The organism is Sodaliphilus pleomorphus, from assembly GCF_009676955.1.
GTDB lineage: Bacteria > Bacteroidota > Bacteroidia > Bacteroidales > Muribaculaceae > Sodaliphilus > Sodaliphilus pleomorphus.
The window spans coordinates 2,537,643-2,559,560 of record NZ_CP045696.1; the positions used below are offsets into that span (position 1 = coordinate 2,537,643).

General features: G+C 57.2%; 12 protein-coding genes. 7 read left to right on the forward strand and 5 right to left on the reverse strand.

All coding sequences use genetic code 11. From position 1 onward, the window contains the following. Positions 1-191 precede the first annotated feature (191 nt). A complete protein-coding gene (locus GF423_RS10570; RefSeq protein ID WP_154328323.1) occupies positions 192-6,305 on the reverse strand; it encodes a hypothetical protein in 6,114 nt (2,037 codons plus the stop codon). 297 nt (positions 6,306-6,602) lie between these two features. Between GF423_RS10570 and glpK the strand changes: the two genes are divergently transcribed. Together glpK and GF423_RS10580 are read left to right on the forward strand one after the other, a co-directional pair. Then, on the forward strand, positions 6,603-8,093 hold the full coding sequence (gene glpK / locus GF423_RS10575; protein ID WP_154328324.1) for a glycerol kinase GlpK: 1,491 nt from the start codon (positions 6,603-6,605) through the stop codon (positions 8,091-8,093). Positions 8,094-8,152: 59 nt separating this feature from the next. Then, the gene (locus tag GF423_RS10580; RefSeq protein WP_154328325.1) at positions 8,153-8,887 is read left to right on the forward strand and encodes an MIP/aquaporin family protein; all 735 of its coding nucleotides are present in this window, start codon (positions 8,153-8,155) and stop codon (positions 8,885-8,887) included. A gap of 105 nt (positions 8,888-8,992) precedes the next feature. Here GF423_RS10580 and GF423_RS10585 read toward each other — a convergent pair whose 3' ends face one another. The 3 genes from GF423_RS10585 to GF423_RS10595 form a co-directional block, all read right to left on the reverse strand. Further along, positions 8,993-10,981, reverse strand: coding sequence for a glycerophosphodiester phosphodiesterase family protein (locus GF423_RS10585; RefSeq protein ID WP_206113231.1), 1,989 nt, complete (start codon positions 10,979-10,981; stop codon positions 8,993-8,995). 5 nt (positions 10,982-10,986) lie between these two features. Next, on the reverse strand, positions 10,987-11,436 hold the full coding sequence (locus GF423_RS10590; RefSeq protein ID WP_206113232.1) for a T9SS type A sorting domain-containing protein: 450 nt from the start codon (positions 11,434-11,436) through the stop codon (positions 10,987-10,989). Positions 11,437-11,762: 326 nt separating this feature from the next. Beyond that, on the reverse strand, positions 11,763-13,028 hold the full coding sequence (locus GF423_RS10595; RefSeq protein ID WP_154328328.1) for a choice-of-anchor J domain-containing protein: 1,266 nt from the start codon (positions 13,026-13,028) through the stop codon (positions 11,763-11,765). 547 nt (positions 13,029-13,575) lie between these two features. On the opposite strand from GF423_RS10595, the gene GF423_RS10600 reads away from it, so the two are divergent. The 5 genes from GF423_RS10600 (at position 13,576) to GF423_RS10620 (ending at position 20,801) form a co-directional block, all read left to right on the forward strand. Further along, positions 13,576-15,675: a leucine-rich repeat protein gene (locus GF423_RS10600; protein WP_206113233.1), complete on the forward strand. Its 2,100-nt coding sequence runs from the start codon at positions 13,576-13,578 to the stop codon at positions 15,673-15,675. Between the two features lie 126 nt (positions 15,676-15,801). Next, positions 15,802-17,859 (forward strand): leucine-rich repeat protein, encoded by a 2,058-nt coding sequence (locus GF423_RS10605; RefSeq protein ID WP_154328330.1) that lies wholly within the window; start codon positions 15,802-15,804, stop codon positions 17,857-17,859. Next, a complete protein-coding gene (trmB, locus tag GF423_RS10610; protein WP_154328331.1) occupies positions 17,859-18,644 on the forward strand; it encodes a tRNA (guanosine(46)-N7)-methyltransferase TrmB in 786 nt (261 codons plus the stop codon). The genes GF423_RS10605 and trmB overlap by 1 nt, the downstream gene beginning before the upstream one ends. 39 nt (positions 18,645-18,683) lie before the next feature. Next, the gene (locus GF423_RS10615) at positions 18,684-19,790 is read left to right on the forward strand and encodes an Mrp/NBP35 family ATP-binding protein (protein ID WP_154328332.1); all 1,107 of its coding nucleotides are present in this window, start codon (positions 18,684-18,686) and stop codon (positions 19,788-19,790) included. A gap of 117 nt (positions 19,791-19,907) precedes the next feature. Next, complete coding sequence (locus GF423_RS10620; protein WP_154328333.1) at positions 19,908-20,801, forward strand: M48 family metallopeptidase; 894 nt, start codon at positions 19,908-19,910, stop codon at positions 20,799-20,801. A gap of 118 nt (positions 20,802-20,919) precedes the next feature. Here the strand turns inward: GF423_RS10620 and GF423_RS10625 are convergent, their stop codons facing one another. Next, positions 20,920-21,888 carry an alpha/beta hydrolase gene (locus GF423_RS10625; RefSeq protein WP_154328334.1) on the reverse strand — a complete coding sequence of 323 codons (969 nt, stop codon included), beginning with the start codon at positions 21,886-21,888 and terminating at the stop codon, positions 20,920-20,922. Between the last annotated feature and the right edge of the window lie 30 nt (positions 21,889-21,918).

Sequence of the window (21,918 nt, forward strand, 5' to 3'; positions counted from 1 at the left end):
CAAAGGTAGCGCGATTTTGTGAATTAATCATCCTCTTGCCCCTGTTCTTTTGCCCGCTGTGTCGCGTCATGCCCGCGGCTGCGGGCAGTTGTGCCCTGTGGAGCAACAAAAAGGGGCTGCGCCGTAGTGCTATCGGCGCAGCCCCCAGGTTGCTGTGTTGACCGTGAGTCGCGTTGACCCAAGTCAAACTTTTATTTCACAAGTATCTTGCTTGCACGGCTGGTGCCGTTGCTGTACACGTCGCGCTTGATATAGACGCCGGCGCCTGTTGGGCGCTCGGTGCCATAGTTCACGCCGTTGATGCCTATGTATTCACTCCTCACGATGGCAGCGTTGGTGTTCACGTCGGTCACGCCAGTGGTGTGTGTCACATTGAAGGTGTAGGTCTTGGTGAGCTGCCCAAAGGTCTTGGTGAGCCAAGCCTCGCCTGCACTTGTGGTGTAGACCGTGTTGCCGTCGATATAGAGGTTGCTGCTGCTCGTCCACACAGTGGAGTCGGGCGTGCCTATGGTGAGGCATTGCGTCACACTTTCGGGGGTGTCGCCCTGCGCCAGTACGGGCACTGCTGCATACCAGCCGCACAGCTCGTTGTAGTTGGCAGCGAGTGTGGGATACATGCCTGGCTTGAGTGCCCAGGCCTCGCCCAGGGCTGCGCTCACCAGTTGGCTGGTGGGCAGTGCGGTCACTTGCCAAGTGTCGGCCTGGCCGGTGGCGGCGGCAGCCTTCACAGTGGGATTCACATCGCTGTCGTAGTAGCAGTTGGCCACTACGAGACCCGTGGTGTCGCGCATCACGATGTTGCCAGCATTCACATTGCCAGGCACCACAATCTTGCCGGCATTGTAGCAGTTGGTGATTGACAGGCGCTCACCGTCGTCGTTGGCGCCGAAGCCCGAGCCGGCAATGCCGCCCACGTTCTGGTTGGCCGTGAGGGTACCCATGTTGTAGCAGTCCTTGATGGTGGCGCGGCCGTAGCCGTAGATGCCGCCCACGATGCCAAAGTCGCTGTCGGAGCTGTAACTCGAGGTCACGTCGCCCAGGTTGTAGCAGCGCTCGATGGTGCCAGTGCCTATGCCGACAAAGCCGCCCACGCCGTAGCCCGACGACTCGACGTTGCCGCTGTTCCAGCAATCGGTGGCTGTGCCCGAGAGGCTTGCAGCGAAGCCGCCGGCCCAGTTGCCGCTGCTCAGCACGTTGCCTGTGTTGTAGCAACTGTCGACGTCGACCATCTCGTCGATGTCGCAGGCAAAGCCCGATGCATCCCTCACTGCTATCACATCGCCCGTGTTGTAGCAACGGGTCACGCGTGTGGTGTAGCCCTCGTCGCCCTCGATGTCGATGAGCAAGCCGGCGCACGAGTCATCGGTGCCGGTGATGTTGCCTGTGTTGTAGCAGTCGATGAGCTGTGCGCCCTTCTTCATTTGTCCAGCCACGCCTGCAATGTAGTCCTCACCCTCGAGGTCTACATCGTTGTGGCAGCCTATCATCACCATCGAGCCGGCATTCCTGTCCATGCCGGCCAGGATGCCTGCGGTGGGATAGGACGTGCTGGTGAGCTTGCCCTGGTTGCTGCAATACAGTATCGAGTCGTTGCCCATGGCATAGGCCACGATGCCTGCCACGTTTGATGCACCGCTCACTGCGCCGTAGTTGGTGCAATTGCTCACATTGCCAGCACTTGCCGCCACGATGCCGCCAGCATAGTTCTTGGTGCCAGTCACCTTGCCGTGGTTCTCGCAATTGTCGATGAGGCTGCCGTTGCGCTGGTCGCAAGCGATGCCGGCTGCATAGGTGCCGTTGTTGGTCACCGAGCCATAGTTCTTGCAGTCGATGATGCGGCTGCCCATGTAGGCCATGGCGGCGATACCGGCAGCATAGCCGCTCTTGTAGCACAGCACGTCGGCCTTGTTCACGCAGTTCTTGATGGTGCCCCACAGCTGGCCTGCAAAGCTTGAGGTGTAGTCGTAGCCAGTGAACTTGCCGCTGGCGATGGTCAAGTCGTGGATGTTGCCGTTGCTGCCCACGCTCTTGAACAGCGACACATAGCTCACAACGCCAGTCTCGTAGACGGCCGTCACGTTGCTGAAGGTCTTGCCGTTGCCGTCGAAGTCGGCATTGAACCTCACGGGAGCTTCCGACACGGGCGTGTAGTCGACGCCTGTGAAGTCGATGTCGTTCATCACCTTGAAGTGGCGGTTGTTGAAGGCAAATTTCTCAACGTTGGTCAAGCGGGCCAGCTTCTGCATGTCGGCCACGGTCTTGATTTGGTAGGGATCATCGCTTGTGCCCTTGCCCTCAAAGAAGTTGGGCATGGCGCGCAGTGCTATCACCTTGTTGTAGCCGCCAAGTGTGGCGGTGAGGGTGTCGCGGGCGCTGGTGGTGTCGTTGGCGACGGCCACCTTGAGTGCCTGCCCGTCGATGGTGAAGTTGCTGTTCTTGGCCAGCGTCCACACCAGGCTGTCGGCCTTGTAGAGGGTGCCGGCGCTTGTCACGTCGTCGACATTGTCGGCCGCAGCCAGGGTCACCACCATCTTGCGCTGGGCCACAGCGCGAGCCTCGTCCTTAAACTGCTTGCGCACGGGGTACTGGCCTGCCACGTAGTCGTAGTCGTCGCCCGATAGGCCGGCAAGTGCCTTGCCGCTGGTGAGCTCGGCGGTGCTCAGTGCCGTCACGCCCTTGCAGGGTGCCTCGGCCACAGCGCCGTAGTAGGCAAGCTGGCCGTCGTAGTAGTTGTTGCTCGATGCGGTGTAGTTGTCGCTTATGGCCTGCGCACCTATCGCACCGTTTTCGACGCGAGTGTTGGCACACTCAATGATGCCGTAGTTGAGGTTGCCGCTCAAGTCGTTGGTCTTGGAGGTGGGCAGGTTGTAGAAGATGCCGCTCACGTAGTTTTCGCCCTTGACGGTGCCCGTGTTCACGTTGCCCGAAACGGCGACATCGCCGTCGGCTGTGGCATAGTTGGCACACGAGATGCCCGATGCATAGTTGAAGCCTGTCGTCTTATACAGGGAGTCGACCACCTCGACCGAGACGTTGCCGTCGTTCTGGCAGCCAGTCACCTTGCCCTTGTTGTAGGCCACGATGCCTGCAGCATAGGTGCCGCCGCTCGTGATGTTGCCGGCGTTGTAGCAATTGCTCACGCTGCTGCCAGGCTGCTGATAGCCCACGATGCCGGCTGCATAGGCGCTCATCGTGGTCACGTTGGCATAGTTGCGACAGTTTTGCACGGTGCCGTAGCTCATGCCCACAAACGGAGCCACATAGCTCCAGCCGTAGAACTTGCAGTCGGCGCCCATGTTCAGGTTCTTGAGCACGCCGTTGCTGCCCAGGTAGCGTATGAAGCCGCCATAGGAGTAGGAGCCCGACGATGTGGGCTTGCCGTTGGCTGCCACTTTCACGCTGTCGATGCGCATCTTGTAGATGGTGTAGCCCTGGCCGTCATACTGGCCGTCGAAGATGTGCTTGCTATTGTTGTCGCCCACGCCCACAAAGTCGGTGGCGTAGTTGAGGTCGATGTCGTTGGTCTGAATGAAGTAGTCGCCCATGAAGTTCTGGGCATACTCGCTCACGCACTTCGACAGCATCATCAAGTCGTCGTGGTTGGATATCTTGTAGGGGTCCTCCTTGGTGCCACTGCCTGCAAACACGGCCGGGTTCACTGTCTCGATGGTCACAATCTTGTTCAGGTTTACAAACTTGTCGTTGCTGGCCACGAGCATGTTGCTGCCGTTCACGTGCTTCAAGGTCACCTGGCGGCCGCTTATGCTCAGGCCGTCGGTCTCGGTGGTGGGTTGGCCGTTGCTGTCGAGGGCTTTCCACACCACGCTGTTGCTGGTCGACACGGTGAAGTTGTATTTCACCTTCTTGCTGGTCTCGTTGTGGGTGAGCAGCATGGGCGAGGCGCTCAGCTTGGCTGCCTGCGTGGTTTCCATGCCCTTGAGGCGGGGATAGAGACCGCTGGTGTAGACCCAGTTGTCGGTGCTCAGCCCGTCGAGTGCAGTCTTTGCGGTCATGCTTGCCGTGAGCAGGGCATGAGCTGGCAGACTGTCGACGTTGAGGGCTGCGGTGTAGCCGTTGACCTGCACATCGTAGTAGCAGTTGAAGAAGGTGGCCGTGTCGCGGTCGACCTTGCCCGTGAAGTCCATGCAGTAGCCGTAGATGCCTTGGGTCGCGGTCATGCTGCCCGTGAGCACTTGGCCCGAGTTGTAGCAGTTGTAGAAGTGCGACTTCCAGTCGCCCAGGCTCGACGGAGCCGAAACATAGCCCACGATGCCGCCCACCTTCTCGGTGGGCTTGGTGTCCATTACCAAGTTGGAGTTGAAGCAGTTGGTCACTTCGGCCTGCGAGGTCATGCCCACGACTCCGCCAGCCACGCCCACGCTGAACGAGTAGCTCGAGGTCTTGGGTGCTACGGTTGTGATCACACCTGCGTTGTAGCACTTGGTGATGGTGTCGTTGATGGCACTGCCTATCACGCCGCCGGCATAACCATAGCCTATCTTGTCGTTGAGCGTGCCGCTGAAGTAGCTCTCGGTGAGCTGGCCGCCCACCTGGTCGCCCACAACGCCGCCCACGCCGCGATACAGCGTGTTTGACATGCCGGTCATTTCCACTTTGGCACTCGAGGAGCACGCTGTGAGGTTCGATTTCTCGACATAGCCGGCAACACCGCCTGTTGCGCCGTAACCGGCTATGTAGCCAGCGCTTGTGCAGTTATCGATGGCGCCCTCGTTGAGGTAGCCTACCACGAGGCCGCTGTGCAGACCGTAGGACTTCACATAGCCCTGTGTCACTTTCAGGTTGGTGAGCGTGCCGGCACTGTAGCCCACGATGCACGATGCATAGTCGCCGCGGGTGGTGATGGTCACGCTGTCGGCAGTGAGGTTCTTGTTCACGCTGCCTGCGCCGGCATTGCCTATGATACCCGAGTAGGGCATATTGCCCTGCTCAAAGCTCACGTGGCTTATCGTGTGGTTGTCGCCATCGAGGATGCCATCAAATGACTTGCCGTCGTACATGCCAGCCGGACGCCACTTGCCGGGCCGACCGGCCATGTCGATGTCGGCACCCAGTTTCACATACTTGTCCTTGTAGCTTGTGCCCAGGTTCACACTCTCGGCAAAGGCTTCGAGCTGGGCTGGTGTGGCGATGACGTAGGGGTCGGCCTCGGTACCCGTGCCGCTCCAGTCGAGAGCCTTGGCGGCAGGATAGGTGACAATGCCGCTGTTGAAGGTGAAATCGGTGCTGCGATACACGCGGGCAAGCATATTGGAGGAGTAGATGCCTATGCTCCAGTTGCCCAGCTTGATCGACTGCTCGGTGCCAGTGCCCTTGATATAGGAGCCGTCGAGCATGTACTTGGCTTTGTCGATGTCGGCTGCATAGCCCATGAAGTTGCCATATACGGCATTGGTAAACAGCACTTGCGGGGCGATGTCGACGCTCTTGTCGGCGTTGAGCATCACGTTCACAGCATTGCCTGTGTTGGCAAAGTTCATGATGGTGGCCTCGTTGTCGGCCGTCTGGTAGATGTAGACGGGATAAGTGGTTGTGCTGTCGACCTCGGCAACACCGCTCTTGGGCAGTGTGGTCACGATGGTGGCGCTTGCCGTGGCGTTGCATGGATAGAAGTCGCTCTGGCTGTAGGCTGCAAAGGCGTAGCCCTTGTACTGGCCGCTCACGACGAAGAGGCCCCAGCCGCCAATGCTGATGTTGCCCTTGTCGTCGACTTGGCCGCCTATCGTAGCCGTTGTCCTGTTGTCATACACTTTTTGGTCGTAGTCGACCTTGCAGAACCAAATGGGCCCGTAGGTCGCATGGTTGTAGACAAGCTGGGGGCGCAGGGTCGCTGTGCCTGTGGCAGCGTCGTAGCTGGCCACGATGGTGTCGGGAAACCCACCCAGGTTGAAAATCTGGATCGAGTCGGTGCCTAAGCGGGCGATGCGGCGTATGCCGCCTGTGGTCTTGTTGGCCGCTCCGCTGTAGTCAAACTCGGCGTAGTACGCATTGGCTGGCAAGGTGGCTGCCTTGTTGGCCTTCACGGTCTTGCGCGCTTCGGCGCTGGCGGCGAGTTGCCCCGCACTCCACCTGCCCTTGAGCAGGGTGGGCGTCTCAACTACGGGCACTTTCACCTGCTTCACATCGCGAGCTTGACTCTCTCCCTCGGTGGCGTTGAGCATGACGGTGTTCTCGGTCTCGTTGTTGCCCAAGAACTGCGTTACCTGCTCGATTCCCTTATTTTGTGCAACCACCAGTCCTGGCAGCATAATGCACAAAATAATGCCGATAAGTAGTTTTTTTGTCATGATGCTAAAAAGTTTAATGGATGATAAAAATGAGTAATAAAACTCTTTGGTTGTTGTTTTAAACAATTAGTGTTACAAAAATAATAAATTCTTTACAATAATTGTAGATCGCTAACAGATTGTGATAATCTAACTGTATGTTTTTTAACTTTTATTATAATTCAAAGGTTTGTATTAACATTGCATTTTTCTTGCTTTTTCAATATTAATGGCGCGTTTTGCCGTTGTCCTGTTTTTTTTATAATTTTGGACTTAGATACATCATGAATTTTCAACCAAAACTAAATCCTTCTAAATATGGAAAAGTACATCTTAGCTTTAGATCAAGGCACCACAAGTTCGCGCGCCATCGTGTTTGACCACAACGGCTCCATTCGCTCGGCTGCGCAGAAGGAGTTCAGCCAGCATTTTCCTCAGCCTGGCTGGGTAGAGCACAACCCCAACGAGATATGGTCGAGCGAGGCAGCTGTGATTGCCGAGGCTATCTCGGCCATCGACATCAACGGCAAGAATATTGCCGGCATTGGCATCACCAACCAGCGTGAAACCACCATCGTGTGGGACATCGATACCGAGGAGCCCGTCTACAATGCCATCGTGTGGCAAGACCGCCGCACGGCCAGCCTGTGCGACCAGCTCAAGGCCCAGGGCCTGGTCGACATGGTGCGGGAGAAGACGGGGCTCATCATCGATGCCTACTTCAGCGGCACCAAGATAAAGTGGATACTCGACAATGTGCCCGGCGCCCGCGAGCGTGCCGAGAAGGGCAAGCTGCGCTTTGGCAACGTCGACTCCTGGCTGGTGTGGCGCCTCACCCGCGGCGAGGTGCACGTGACCGATGTGACCAATGCCAGCCGCACCATGCTCTTCAACATTCACACGCTCAAGTGGGACGAGGACTTGCTCAAGCTGCTCGACATCCCTGTCTCGATGATGCCCGAGGTGAAATCGAGCAGCGAGGTGTATGGCCACACCAAGACCACGATTTTTGCCCACGAGGTGCCCATCTCGGGCATTGCCGGCGACCAGCAGGCCGCTCTCTTCGGGCAGATGTGTGTGGAGCCGGGTGCCATCAAGAATACCTATGGCACAGGCTGCTTTGTGATGCTCAACACGGGAGCCAGGCCTGTGCTTTCGCGCAACAACCTGCTCACTACCATAGCCTGGAAGATCGGCGACAAGGTGAACTATGCACTTGAGGGCTCGATCTATGTGGGTGGCTCGGTGGTGCAATGGCTGCGCGATGGCCTGGGCATCATCAAGTCGAGCAGCGAGGTCGAGGAGCTGGCCAGCTCGGTGCCCGACAGCGGCGGTGTCTATTTTGTGCCTGCCCTCACCGGCCTGGCTGCCCCCTACTGGGACCAGTATGCTCGCGGTACGATTGTGGGCATCACGCGCGGCACCACAGCCGCCCACATTGCCCGTGCCGCTCTCGACGGTATCGCATTCCAGACCTACGACATCGCTCAAGCCATGTCGAGAGATATGGGTGCGCCGCTCACCGAGCTCAAGGTCGACGGCGGGGCCTCGCGCAACAACCTGCTCATGCAATTCCAGGCCAACTTGCTTGACATCGATGTGGTGCGGCCCAAGGTGACCGAGACAACCGCGCTGGGCGCTGCCTATCTGGCTGGCCTGGCTGTGGGCTACTGGAACGACGTCGACGAGATAAAGAGCCAGTGGCAGGAGGAGCGGCGGTTTGCCCCCGTGGCCAACAAGCAGACCCTCGACGCTGCCAAGGCTGGCTGGGCCGATGCCATTGCGCGCACGCTGTCTAAACGGCAGTAGCTACACACACACACTCACTCACTACCTCTTTGTTTAATATAATTTTTTTCTTCACAGTTATGGAATGTTCTGTATTGACTAAGTTTGTGTTTGAATTGATAGGCACAATGGTGATGATATTGATGGGCGACGGCGTGTGTGCCTGCGTCACGCTCAACAAGAGCAAGGGCCAGAACTCGGGCTGGGTGGTTATCACTCTGGCCTGGGGTCTGGCCGTGATGTGCGGCGTGCTCATTGCCGGCCCCTACACAGGAGCTCATCTCAACCCGGCAGTGACGCTGGGTCTGGCCATTGCCGGCCTTTTCCCCTGGAATTTGGTTGCCCCCTATGTGGTGGCGCAGATGATGGGAGGTGCACTGGGTGCCGTCATGGTATGGGCAGTGTACAAGGATCACTACGATGCCACCCCCGACGGCGATGCCAAGCTGGGCACCTTCTGCACGATACCTGCCATTCGCAACTACGGGCGCAATTGCTTTGTCGAGATGGTGGCCACCCTTGTGCTCGTGGGCATCATCATCGGGTTCAGCACAGCGGGCAACAAGGCGGGGCTTGCCGCTTTAGGCCCCATTCCAGTCACGTTGCTCATTGTGGCTCTGGGCATGTCGCTGGGCGGCCCCACAGGCTATGCGATGAATCCTGCCCGCGACCTCTCGCCGCGCATCGTGCATGCCTTGCTGCCCCTCAAGAACAAGCGCGACAGCGACTGGGCCTATGCCTGGGTGCCGGTGGTGGGTCCGCTCTTGGGTGCCGCCATTGCTGGCGCCTTGGGCCTGATATGGCTGGCTATATAGTGCTCTTTACGGCCTTGTAAGCAATAAATACAAAAGGGCGGTTGCACGCAACACACGCAGTGCAACCGCTCTCTTTTTATTTATGCAGCTTGGGGTGACAACCGTCTAATGGTTGCCGTCGAAGTGACGCTTGATGGCCGTAGCCTCGACAGGATAGTCGGTGGTAAGGAAGTCGATGCCCATCTTCGACACCTCGGCCATCTGGCTGCGCGTGTTGATGGTCCAGGCGTTGCAGGTCATGCCCAGGTTGTGGGCTTGGGTCACCCAGGTGGGATTGGCGGTAAACACCGAGGCCTTGTAGTCGAGCCCGGTGATGCCCAGCGTGTGCAAGCTGTCGGGATCCACGTTGCCGTTCAGGTAGGAAACCTTGGCTTGCGGGTCGAGTTGGGCAATCTTGGCACAGGCGTTGAGACTGAATGAGATGTACTCTACCTTGTCCTGCACGCCAGCCCGCTTCACGGCAGCCACAGCCGAGTCGGCAGCCTCAACGGTGCGTGCGTCGGTGCTGTGGGCCTTGATCTCGATGATGAGCTTGGTGGGGCTGCTGCTGCTCTTGAGCATGGCCAGGAAGTCGCTCAGTTGGGGCACCTTCTCGCCGTTGCTCAGTGTGAGGTCTTTCACCTGGTCGTAGGTCGAGGTCTGAATGGTCACGTTGTTGAGCTTGGCATCGTGGTTGATCATCAAGTGGTTGTCGGTAGTGAGCCACACGTCGGTCTCGCTGCCGTACACACCCAGGTTTTGCGCGTTGAGCAACGACTGCCGCGAGTTTTGGCTCGTGCCCAGCCAGAAGCCGCGGTGGGCGATCACCTTGCTGCCTGCTGGGGTCGAGTCAACGACCTCGAGGCGTGTGCCGCCCAGCACCTGGGTGCTGTCGCCGCGGCTCAGGGTCATCAGGTAGCTGTCGGTCACTGCACCGGCAGGTATTTGCACGGTCACGCCCGCAGGCTCGATCGGGGTGACTGTGGCTATGAACGATGAGCCGCTGCCGGTGGCCGAGGTGAATGCAATCTTGTCGCCAGCCTTGAAGTTGTTGCCATAGATGCTGTAGGTGCCGCCTGCTTTCACTGGCAGCCCCGACATGTAGTCGACGTCGGTCACCAGTGATGCCGGTGCCTGGGCATCTTGCAGTTTCTTCACGTCGCGCCACAGCGAGGTCACTTGGTCCTGCGTGAGCGCGTCGTTGTAGACGCGGGCCGTCACCACTTCCCACTTGGCGCCGGCCTGGGCCGAATTGGCGCCGTTGGGGTCACCGCCTATGCCAAACCATCGTGAGCCTGCGTTGGGGAAGCGCAGGTTGCCCACTGCAGCCACGGTGTTTTTGAGCTCGCCGTTCACATAGACATAGGCCTTGCCTGCTGCCTTGTCCCACACGCCCACCACGTGGTAGAACACCTTGGGCTGCGGCACGATGCCGCTGGTGCACCATATCCACTTGCTCGACGTGGTGGTGTTGACGTTGGGCAGGAAGGTGATCTCGTTTTTGCGCGCTCCCGAGATGGTGGAGATGAGAAATCCCGTGCCGCCGCTCTGGTGGCTCGAGAACCACTTGGCCTCGGCATTGGTGATGGTGCCCTCATAGTCGGTCATAAACACCGTCTCGAGCGTGTGCCCGTCGGAGAGACCGTTTTTGAAAGCAGTATTGCTGTCGTAGTCTATCTTGTAGTAGTCGGGCACGGGGCTTGTTGCCCAGGGATTGTTGTAGTGTGCCGTGTAGCGCTTGTAGGTCTCGTCCCACACGATGGTGTTGTTGCCCACGGCCTCTACCGTGTTGCCCATGGGCGAGATGTCGCGTGCGCTGCCGTCGGGGTTAAACACCACATCGAGCAGGTCGGCCACCGGGCGGTCGTCGGCAAACTTGATGCTGTCGACATAGCTGAGTGCTGCACTGTAGAGCTGCACATGGGTGGTGTCGTAGATCGAAATCTGGGTCTTGTTGTTCTCAAGGGCCACGCTGTCGACATGCTCGGCATAGTCCTTAAACACGATGGAGCCCTGATGATACACATAGATGCACTCCTCGGCATGGCCGGCCATCGAGGCGGCCGCGATGATGGCTGCAGCGAGCAGCCCCTTGATTGCATTGTTCTTCTTCATAGCCTTCATCGTTTAATGATTTTCTTGGTAACTACAGTGGCCCCTGTTTTCACTTGCACGATATAGATGCCTGTGTCCAGGTCGTCGAGCGAGATGGTGGCCACAGGGCCGTTGGGCTTCACGGCTTTCACCATAGAGCCCATGGCCGAGTACACGCTCATGCTTGCAATCTCGGCATCGCTTGTGGCTGTGACCATGTTGCCGTGGCTCGTGATTGCCGTCTTTGTGGCGGCGACGTTGTCGACGCCGGTGGTCGTCTTGCCGTGAAGCAAGAAGTAGTCAAAGTCGGCCAGGGCCACGCGCTTGGTGGCTCCCTGCTGGTCGACGACGGTCATTGCATCGCTTGTGAATGTGAGCTTCTGTGCATCGATGTGGGCAACGCTCTTGCCGCCACCCGCATAGACATAGATGTCGCGCGCTGTGGCTGCCGTTGTTGCCAGAACGGCACATAGCATTGATAAGTAAATTTTTCGCATAAAATTAAGATTTTGAATGTTTTTGGTTCCAAACCTCTACAAAAATACGCCTTTTTGCTCACATTCCAAACTTTCATGACCTGAAATTAATGGGATTGTCACATCATTGAGTAGGAGAAAATAGCACTGGCCACATCCTCGTGATTCCGTTTCATGCCAGGTTGATTTTTTGGGATAAAGCCGCAATAAAACAGGTGCGTGACACACCGTGGCTGTAAATTTTGGTGTGCACGCACCCGAAATGCTGTTTTTTGTGTGAGTGCCTTGCTGCCCGATGAGCACATCGCAGCAGCCGGGGCTACATGTTACCTCACAATGTACTTCTTGCCGTTGAAGATGTAGATGCCCTGGTCGAGGCCGCTCAGGTCTTGGGCATGGGTCTTCACGAGACGGCCGTCGATGCTGTACACGTTGCCGTCGACTGCCTTGGCTGTGTTCACTTCGGTCACGCCAGTCTCGACTTGCTCGGTAATCTCGATTGGGAATACCTCGGCCTTGTTGTTGAAGATGGTGCCGAAGATGCCCCTCACCACATATTTCTTGCCGGCTATGGTGCCGTCCTTGAACGACGGTATCACCTTGGTGCCAAACTTGTCGAAGAGTTGCACCGAGTCGGTTCCGCTCACCATGTAGTAGTTCGTGTTGATGCTGTCGAGCTGCACGCCCTTGATCTCGACAAGGTCGCACTTGTGCTTGAGGCTGTTGAGCTCGGCCAGTGTGGTTGTTGTTGCCGTTGCCGCTGTCGTTGGGTCGGTCAGCGTCAGGCCGCTGGCGTCGGTCACACCGCTGATGTCTTTGGTCTCGGGCATGCCGTAGTAGGGGCTGTAGTCAAACTTGGCGGCACCGTTCACTATCTGGCCGGCAGTGAGCTTCAAGCCTGTCTTGAAGAGCTGTACGGCATAGTCGCCCTCACGCACGTAGGCACCCTGCTTGGCATCGACCCACACCACTTGAGCGTTGTTGAACTTCAGGTTGATGTTCTTCAGGCTGGTCTTGGTGTCGGCGTTGAGCTCGGCAATGGTCTTGTCGGTATAGGTGACCACAGGCTTGCCGTCGCTCACGGTCAAGGTCTTGATCTCCCATGTGCCATAGGCACTCTTGGTGGAGATATACTTGAAGCCCAGTTGCACCACTTTTCCCTTGCAGGCGCTCAGGTCGACTTTGGCATCTACATAGTTATAGTCTTTGTTGGTGGGATACTTGCCGATGGTCAATTGTGTCCAGCTGGCCGTGTCGGTGCCGGCGATGGTGCGCACCCACAGGGTGGCCTCTTTTGCAATTGTGCCAAAGTATTTGCCTGCATGTGAGAAAGTGAGTTCGGGGACATTGGCATTGGCCAGGTCGATTGCTGGCGAAATGAGCCAGCCCTCGGCTGCTTTTTTGCTTCCTGTATTGCACTTGGCACCAAATTTCTTGTCTGATGTCCATTTCACGGTTCCCGTGGTGGTAAACTTCCCCAATCCCTTGGTGAAGTCTTGGGTCAACGGCAGTGACTCGGCTGCCTGGGCGCTCAGAGCGCCAGTGAGCAGCAACATTGTGCTCAATAGAGCTAAACGTAAAGATTTCTTCATTTTTGTTTGTTTTAGTTGTTCTAATGTGTTGTTAGAGGTGGTTCCTCCTTGGTTTAATCACTCTTTGACCACAAAATTAGCACGTGTGCATTTAAATTCAAAATTTCATGGTTTAATGTTACTTAAATTTTATGATCCAGTAGATTATTTACTGCATTTTGTGTGTGTGAAAAGCAACTTTACTTGCTCATCTTGCCGTTGCAAGGGCAAAGCTGACACGTTTTTAACAATAGTTAGGGCAATTTAAACATATTGTGGCAATATCGCATGTGTGATGCTCGTTTTTTTTATATTCCTATTACTATGAGACTGGCTGTTGCCAGCCAGAAACCGCAATTTTGTATTAGGCAGCTGTCGCCGTTCATGCGATGGCTGCTTTTTTTTGGATTCTGTCGAGGGGCAATCTTGTGAAGTCGACGACGTGTGCAGGGCCATGCTTTGGAGGAACACACCTGGCACCGAAAAAACCGGGAAAATAACTTTTTTGTCTTTAAATAAATTTATTTCAATAAATTATGATTAATTTTGTGCCACGAATATGAATAAAATGCTAAAGATAATTGCAACTATAGTTATGGCAGCAGGTGCTGCAGTGTCGTCGCAGGCGCTTGAGGTGGCATGCACTGCCGGCTCGCTGTCGAGCGCGATAAGCGATTGCAACATCACCACGCTCACCGTTACCGGCACTGTCGATGCGCGTGACTTCAAGTTTATTGCCGACAGTCTTAACCGCCTCACGGCTGTAGACATGAGTGGGGCCACGATAGTGGCTTGCGAGCAACCAGCGGCGGGGTCGGCCTATGCCTCGGTACAGGCCAGCGAGGCCAATGCCCTGCCTGCCACGAGTTTCTTTGGCAAGAAGTCGCTTGCCAGTGTGCAGCTGCCTGCCGGGGTGAAATCGATTGGTTTTGCGGCCTTTGCGGGCTGCGAGGCGCTGCGGCAAGTGACCATACCGGCCACCGTCGACTCGATAGCCTCCTATGCCTTCAGCAGCACGGGTCTCACCACAGTGACTGTGCCAGCAACGGTTGTGAGCATGGGGCAGGGCGTTTTCTCCCGTTGTCCTGCGCTTGCCTCGGCTACAGTGGCCACGACGGCGCTGGGCGACTACACGTTTCTCGACTGCGCTGCCTTGAGCAAGGTGGTGATGGGCAAGAACGTCGACGCGATAGGCAACGGCGCGTTTGCAGGCTGCACTGCACTCAAGTCGCTCACCCTGCCCGATGGATCGGCCCTGGTGCGGATAGGCAACGAGGCTTTTGTGCTGAGCGGCATCGAGGCGCTCGACTTCTCGGGCATGCAGCATCTTGAGAGCGTGGGCGACTGGGCCTTTGCTACAACTCCGGTCAAGACCATCAAGCTCCCCGATGCCGTGACGGCGCTGGGCAAGGGAGCATTCTTCTACGACACAGCTCTCACGGCTGCCAATGTGCCGGCACGTGCCACTGCTGTGAGCGATTATGCCTTTGCAGGCGATGACGAGGCCGCTGTGGGCAATGTGCTCAAGCAGGGGCACACGCGCATAGGCGACTATGCCTTCTACAACGTGAGCACGCCAGTGAGTATCACGATTCCTGGCAGTATCAACTATATCGGCACCAAGGCCATGGCAGGCATGACGGGGCTCGACACCATCAAGGCGCTGCCCACCACTGTGCCTGCCTTGGGCGACAGCGTGTGGGCCGGGCTCGACCAGAAGACCGTGAATCTCGACATTCCCGATTCGCTTGTGGCCCATGACTATGCCGGCGCCGAGCAGTGGCGCGAGTTCCACATCCTGAAAACTTACCGGCAGGGCGATGTGAACAACGATGGCCGTCTCGATGTTACCGACGTGACCACGCTCATCAATGTGATACTGGGCTTGCCGGTGCAATCGTTCAACTCGCTTGTGGCCGACTTCAACAACGACGGCCTCTACAATGTGACCGATGTGACCATACTTATCAACATGATTCTCGCCGACGACAACTCGCATGTGCGACGCGTCAAGGCGGTTGACGAAGCTGCGGGCAACTCTACTGCCGACAAACTCTATATCGACGACTTCGACATCGAGCCGGGCCACACGCGCACCGTGCAGGTGAAACTCGACGGCTCGCAAGACTACATTGCCTTGCAATGCGAAATCACCATGCCGCAGGGCCTGCACATCGTGGGCGGCTCGATTGTCAATGCCAGCCTCAATGAGAACCTTTCTACACCGTCACGATTGCTGAGCGACGGCAGCACCACCCGTGTCATTGCCTACTCGATGACCAACAGCGTGATCAAGCCACGCAATGGCGCTGTGCTCAGCCTCTTGGTCAAGGCCGACGACGACTTTGCCTCGCAGGGCGTTGTGGCTATCGACGGTCTCGTGCTCGTCGATCGCGCCAATGTGCGCTTCGATGGCGCTGGCTCAACGGCCATGGCGGGACGCACGACGGGTGTCGGTGTGGTCGATGCCAGTGGCTTCAAGGTATATGCCCACGACCGTGTGCTCGTCGTTGAGAGCCAGGTGATGGCCTCGGCCCAGCTGGCAGCTATCAACGGCACGGCAACCAACCTGCTGGTCGAGCCTGGGCGCAACGAGTATCGCGACATCGCTCCGGGCATCTACGTCGTGCGCCTGGCCGGCAAGAGCTACAAGGTGGCTGTGCGTTGACCTGGCGGCCGCGTGACAGCCGGCTTTTTGCACAACGCGCTTATACTAAAGAGGTGAAATATTACGTTAAAATAATGCTACAATAGATTTATTTCACTATTTTTGTGATATATCAACGTCGACATTATGCGCAGATATTTACTCCTCACGGCTTTTGTGCTTGTCGGTACTCTGTGTTACGGAGCGACCGGGCTTGTGTTTAACACGGCGGGCAACCTGTGCTCCAATTTGCCCAGCAAGGGTGTGACTTCAGTCATGATCACGGGCACCATGGACGCACGTGACTTCAAGTATATAGCCGACAGTCTCGACCGACTCAAGGAAGTCAACATGGCCAACGTGACCATCGTGGCCTGCGAGACCACGGTTCCCTTGTTTGGCAACCAAACGAGCTATGCTGCCGGCGAGATACCTGCCACCTCATTCTTTGGCAAGCACCTCACGGCAGTTGTGCTACCCGCCCGCACTACTGCGATAGGCTATGCCGCTTTTGCCGGCTGTGAGAGGCTCAAGAGCATTTCGTTGCCGCCGGCATTGACCACGATAGGCTCCTACGCCTTCAGCGGCACCGGTCTCACGTCTATTGCAATTCCCAAGACGGTGTCGAGTGTGGGCACAGGGGCCTTTGCCCGCTGTGCATCGCTTGCCAGCGTGAGCCTGCCCGGCGGCATCGTGGGCGACTATGCTTTTTTGTGCGACACCATGCTGTCGACCTTGACTCTGGGCCCTGGCATAGTCTCAATAGGCAAGGGCGCCTTCAGCGGCTGCTCTTCGCTCAAGGATGTCGACTTGACACACCTGGCTAAATTGGAGTGTATCGGCGACGAGGCTTTCTCCAATACCGCCATAGGCAGTGTCGACCTCTCGCAGTGCAGCAGTTTGACCACGATCGGGGCCTATGCCTTTGCCGGCACACAGGTTGCCAGCGCCAAGTTGGGTGAACGGGTCTCTGCAATGGGTGAAGGGGCTTTCTACAGCGACAACAAGCTCACTGCAATCTCCATGCCCACCAGCATGGCCAGGGTCGAGGCCTTGGCCTTTGCCAGCACGGGCCTCGATGGCTCGCACGCTGTGGGCAAGGGCGTGACAAGCATAGGCGACTATGCCTACTACAATGTCGACCGTGTGTCGACGATTGAAATTCCTTACCTGGTCAACTACATCGGCACCCGGGCTATGGCTGGCATGACGGGCTTGAGCTTGATCAAGGTACATCCCACCACAGTGCCTGCCCTGGGCGACAGTGTGTGGGCAGGCGTCGACCAGGCAGCCGTCGTGCTCCAGGCTCCCACCGCAGCCTACAGCCAGGCCCTGCAATGGAGTGCCTTCAGGTTCAAGCAATCCTATATGAAGGGCGATGTGAACAACGACGGATATATCAATGTGAGCGACATTACCAGCGAGATAAGTTACATATTGGGCCAGAACCCCAACCCGTTCAACTTTGACGCTGCCGACGACAATGGCGACGGCGTGGTGAACGTGACCGATGTGACCGGCCTCATCAACATCATCTTGTCGAGCAGTGCCACAGCAATCAAAAATGCGGGCGCAGTCACGACCCACGACCTTGTGTGCATCCCCGACTTCTCAATCAAGCCTGGCCAGACACGCACCATCGATGTCGAGCTGAGCAATGCCATGCGCTATGCAGGCTTGCAGTGCGACATTCACCTGCCCGAGTCGTTGCACCTGGTAGAGAGCCGGATCTTGCCCACATCGCGCTCGGCGGGCTTCACCTTTGTTGCCCAAAGGCAAAGTGACGGCACCGTGCGCTTGCTGGCTTATAACATGGCCAATCACGACTTCGACGGCCAAGACGGCGCCGTGTTGCAGCTCACGGTCACGGCAGGCACGCAGCTTGCCCCAGGACTCACTGTCGATGTCGACAATGTGGTGCTTGCCACCGGCCGCGGCGAGGCCTACTATCCGGCCGCAACCCGCACCCAGGTGTCGAGCGCGACCGGTGTCGACGATGTGAGCGCGTCGAGCACAAGAGTCTATGCACGGCACGCTGTGCTTGTGATCGAGAGCAACGCGCCTGCGAGCGCGCAGCTTGTGGCTGTCAACGGCACGTCGACCACGCTCAATGTCGAGGCGGGGCACAACGAGTACAGCGGTCTCAACGCTGGCTTCTATATTGTGCGCGTCGCTGGTAAAAGTTTTAAAATAGCAATTAAGTAATGGGAAAAAATAAGCTTAAGAAATTTGCCGACATGGCCACCTATCATTGCGTGTTTCAGTTTCCCTGGAACGTGCTCGACAGTGGCGAGTGTCCCATGCGCGGAAAGTGGCGCAGCGATTATTTTCACAACGACAATCCCCTCGTGCTGGAGTTGGGCTGCGGCAAGGGCGAGTATGCCGTGGGGCTGGGACAGCGGTTCCCCCACAAGAACTACATAGGGGTCGACATCAAGGGCGCTCGCATGTGGACTGGTGCCAAGATGGTGGAGGAGCAGGGCATGCCCAATGTGGCCTTCTTGCGCACCTCGATCGAGATCATCGACCGCATGTTTGCCCCTGGCGAGGTCTCAGAGATTTGGATCACCTTCCCCGACCCGCAGATGCGCAAGGTGAACAAGCGCCTCACCAGTACGCGCTTCCTGGCCAACTACCGCAAGATTTTGACCGATGGCGGCATCGTGCACCTCAAGACCGACAGCCCCTTTCTCTACACCTACACCCATGCGCTGGTAGAACTCAACGGCCTTCCCGTCGACATCGACACTGCCGACTTGTATCACAGCGGCCTTGCCGACGACATCCTGGAAATCAAGACCCACTACGAGAAGCAGTGGCTCGAGCGCGGGCTCACGATCAAGTACATCAAGTTCCACCTGCCTCAAGCCGGCGAGCTGCAGGAGCCCGACATCGAGATCCCGCACGACACCTACCGCAGCTACAACCGCGGCTATATCGAGATGCCCCAACACTTGCAGCCGGGTGACGCCGAGGCCCCTCACGATTGACACATTACTAAACGTTACATTATATTCACAACTTCTACAATGACTTTATATCCTAAATTGATACTCGACGCACTCAAGACTGTGCGCTACCCTGGCACGGGCAAGGACATCGTGGCCATGGGCATGGTCGAAGACGACATGCGCATCGAGGGCAACAAGGTCTCCTTCTCTCTCATTTTCCCGCGTCCCACCGATCCCTTCATCAAGTCGATTGTGCGGGCCAGCGAGGTCGCTATCAACACCTATGTGGGCCCCGAAGTCGAAATAAAAGGGAATATCGCTGTCAAGACAGTAAAGAAAAATCCCGACAAGAAGGCTGCCGAGTCACCATTGCCAGGTGTGAAAAACATCATTGGCGTCTCGTCGGGCAAAGGCGGCGTGGGCAAGTCGACGGTGGCCAGCAACCTTGCTGTGTCGCTGGCACAGCTGGGCTACAAGGTGGGTTTGCTCGATGCCGATATCTTCGGCCCGTCGATACCCAAGATGTTCGGCATCGAGGATGCACAGCTCTACATGAGCGAGGTCGACGGCCGCAACATGATTGAGCCTGCCGAGCGCTACGGGGTGAAAATTCTCTCTATTGGCTTTGTGGTCGACAAGGAGAAGGCTGTGTTGTGGCGTGGCGCCATGGCCAGCAACGCCCTCAAGCAGCTCATCACCGAGGCCAATTGGGGCGAACTCGACTACTTCATCATCGACATGCCGCCCGGCACCAGCGATATCCACCTCACACTGGTGCAGACGCTGGCCATCACTGGCGCCATCGTGGTGACTACTCCCCAAGAGGTGGCGCTTGCCGATGCACAGAAGGGCATCTCCATGTTCCTCGGGCCGCAGGTCAACGTGCCTGTGCTGGGCATTGTCGAGAACATGTCGTGGTTCACACCTGCCAGCCACCCCGACGAGAAATATTTTATCTTTGGCAAGGACGGAGGCAAGAACTTGGCTGCCAAGCTCGGCGTGAAGCTCCTGGGCCAAATCCCGCTGGTGGCGGGGATATGCAAAGGCGGCGACGACGGCGTGCCGGTGACGCTGCAAAACAGCGTGTCGGGACGTGCTTTTGTCGAGCTTGCCCAGGCTGTGGTCAAGGCCGTCGACGAGCGCAATGCCTCCCTGCCGCCCACGCACCGCGTCGTCACGCATTGATGAGCCATGCTTGCTTGACGGGGGGGGCGACAACCCCAACATGACGCGAGCCTTGTTTTTATATTTAGTATATACAACTGGACAACAACTACAACGTATTTTTAATAGCTAATAAAAATGAAAAGTAAAATCATCATGCTGGGTGCAGTGGCTGCAATGCTGCTCACCAGCTGTGGCTCGGTGCCCATCACCGGGCGCAAACAACTCAACCTCGTCTCCGACCAGGAGGTACTGCAATCAAGTCTCAGCCAGTACAACAGCTATATGAAGACGGCCACCATCTCGGGCGAGAAGACCCAGAGCGAGATGGTGACCCGCGTGGGCAAGCGCATCGCTGCTGCTACCGAGAAGTATCTCAACGAGCACGGCCTTTCCAGCGAGGTGAAAAATTTCTCCTGGGAGTTCAACCTCGTGAAAAATGACGAAATCAATGCCTTCTGCATGCCTGGCGGCAAAATCGTCGTCTATGAGGGCCTCATGAAGATTGTGAACAGCGACGCCGAGCTGGCCGTGGTGCTCGGCCACGAGGTGGCCCATGCCGTTGCCAAGCACAGCAACGAGCGCATGAGCCAGCAGATACTGGCCCAGTATGGCGCCCAGGCGGTGAGCCTGGCCACTTCGGGTTCAAGTGCAGCCACGCAGGCTATTGCCAGTCAAGTGTACGGCCTGGGTGCCAACTATGGCGTGATGCTGCCTTACTCGCGCAAGCACGAGGCCGAGGCCGACAAGATGGGCCTGGTGCTCATGTCGCTGGCCGGCTACGACCCCAGTGTGGCACTGAACTTCTGGAAGAAGATGAGTGCCTCGAGCAACAACAACCAGAACGACTTCTTCAGCGACCACCCCAGCGATGCCAAGCGCATAGCCGCCATCGAGAAGGAACTGCCTGCCATCGAGAAGGAATATGCCAGCTACATCGCCGCTGGCAAGGCAAAGTCGACTACTCACAAGTCGACTTCGACCAAAAAGACTAAAACGAGCAAGAAGAAAAAATCTACGCATCGCAAGTGAGGGTCATGACGGCAGCTGCTGCAAGAGCTGCATGAGATGAGAAGTGGTCACGAGGGTGAAAAAATGTCCCTTGTGGCCACTTTTGTGTGTGATTTCGGGCACGCTTGTGCTCGGCGCGTCAATGTATGTATTTCTCAACAAAGTCTTTCACCCGGGCAGCATACTCCTGTGGGTGGTCGATAAGGCTTTGGGCATGTTTCGATCCCTTGGCGATATACAGCTCCTTGGGTTGAGGCTTGGCCTGGTACAGGGGCTTCACCATCCAGCTGGGCACAAAGTCGTCGTTGTCGCCGTGAATGAAGAGCATGGGCAGCTTGCACTTCTTCACCTGGTCGATCATCGATGCCTCCTCAAAGCTCCAGCCGTATTTCCACTTGCACAGCAGGCTGGCAGTGGGCAGGATGGGAAATTGCGGGATGGGCCGCTTGGTGCCCAGCATGGCTGTGTCGCCCAGCTCGTGGGCAAACTCGTCGTGCACGCTCGTGTAGCCGCAGTCCTCGACCAGGCATTTTACATAGCCAGGCAGTTTCTCGCCCGATATCGCCATCGTTGTGGCAGCTCCCATCGACACGCCGTGCACCACCATCTGCGTCTGCTGGTGTGTGCCCCGAAACAGCTCGTTGGCCACGGCCATCCACCGCATCACATAGTAGCGGTCGTTCCACCCCATCTGTATCTCCTTGCCCTCGCTCTTGCCGTGGGCATAGAGGTCGGGCAGCACCAGGTTGTAGCCCATGTTGTAGTATATGGCTCCCTGGCTCAGCATCTGCAGGCCGCTGTTCTTGTAGCCATGCACCAGCACAGCCACCTTGTTGCTCGGTTGCCGGGCTGTGACAAAGATGCAGCGTTGCCGCTGGCCCGAAATGATGGCCGTGGTGTCGTGCCAGTGCTTGCTGGCCATCAGGCTGTCGACCCACGGGCGCAACTCCGGGTTGCGGCGCAGGAGCGTGTTCAAGGCCTTGCGGTCGCTCACATGCTCGGGCTTGAGCGCAAAGTTGACGAGAAACAGCGAGGCCACAATGTCGGCCGCCACCAGCGCCACCACACCTGTGGCCACTCCTGCAATGATTTTTTTCGTTCTACTCATAGTTGTTTGAATTTTATGACTTCGTGTCGC

What these genes read in the sequence shown, in the direction of transcription:
- GF423_RS10600 (WP_206113233.1), top strand. Translation starts at nt 13,576, where the DNA reads ATGCTAAAGATAATTGCAACTATAGTTATGGCAGCAGGTGCTGCAGTG.
- GF423_RS10620 (WP_154328333.1), top strand. Translation starts at nt 19,908, where the DNA reads ATGAAAAGTAAAATCATCATGCTGGGTGCAGTGGCTGCAATGCTGCTC.
- trmB (WP_154328331.1), top strand. Translation starts at nt 17,859, where the DNA reads ATGGGAAAAAATAAGCTTAAGAAATTTGCCGACATGGCCACCTATCAT.
- GF423_RS10580 (WP_154328325.1), top strand. Translation starts at nt 8,153, where the DNA reads ATGGAATGTTCTGTATTGACTAAGTTTGTGTTTGAATTGATAGGCACA.
- GF423_RS10625 (WP_154328334.1), bottom strand. Translation starts at nt 21,888, where the DNA reads ATGAGTAGAACGAAAAAAATCATTGCAGGAGTGGCCACAGGTGTGGTG.
- GF423_RS10605 (WP_154328330.1), top strand. Translation starts at nt 15,802, where the DNA reads ATGCGCAGATATTTACTCCTCACGGCTTTTGTGCTTGTCGGTACTCTG.
- GF423_RS10595 (WP_154328328.1), bottom strand. Translation starts at nt 13,028, where the DNA reads ATGAAGAAATCTTTACGTTTAGCTCTATTGAGCACAATGTTGCTGCTC.
- GF423_RS10590 (WP_206113232.1), bottom strand. Translation starts at nt 11,436, where the DNA reads ATGCTATGTGCCGTTCTGGCAACAACGGCAGCCACAGCGCGCGACATC.
- GF423_RS10570 (WP_154328323.1), bottom strand. Translation starts at nt 6,305, where the DNA reads ATGACAAAAAAACTACTTATCGGCATTATTTTGTGCATTATGCTGCCA.
- GF423_RS10615 (WP_154328332.1), top strand. Translation starts at nt 18,684, where the DNA reads ATGACTTTATATCCTAAATTGATACTCGACGCACTCAAGACTGTGCGC.
- GF423_RS10585 (WP_206113231.1), bottom strand. Translation starts at nt 10,981, where the DNA reads ATGAAGAAGAACAATGCAATCAAGGGGCTGCTCGCTGCAGCCATCATC.
- glpK (WP_154328324.1), top strand. Translation starts at nt 6,603, where the DNA reads ATGGAAAAGTACATCTTAGCTTTAGATCAAGGCACCACAAGTTCGCGC.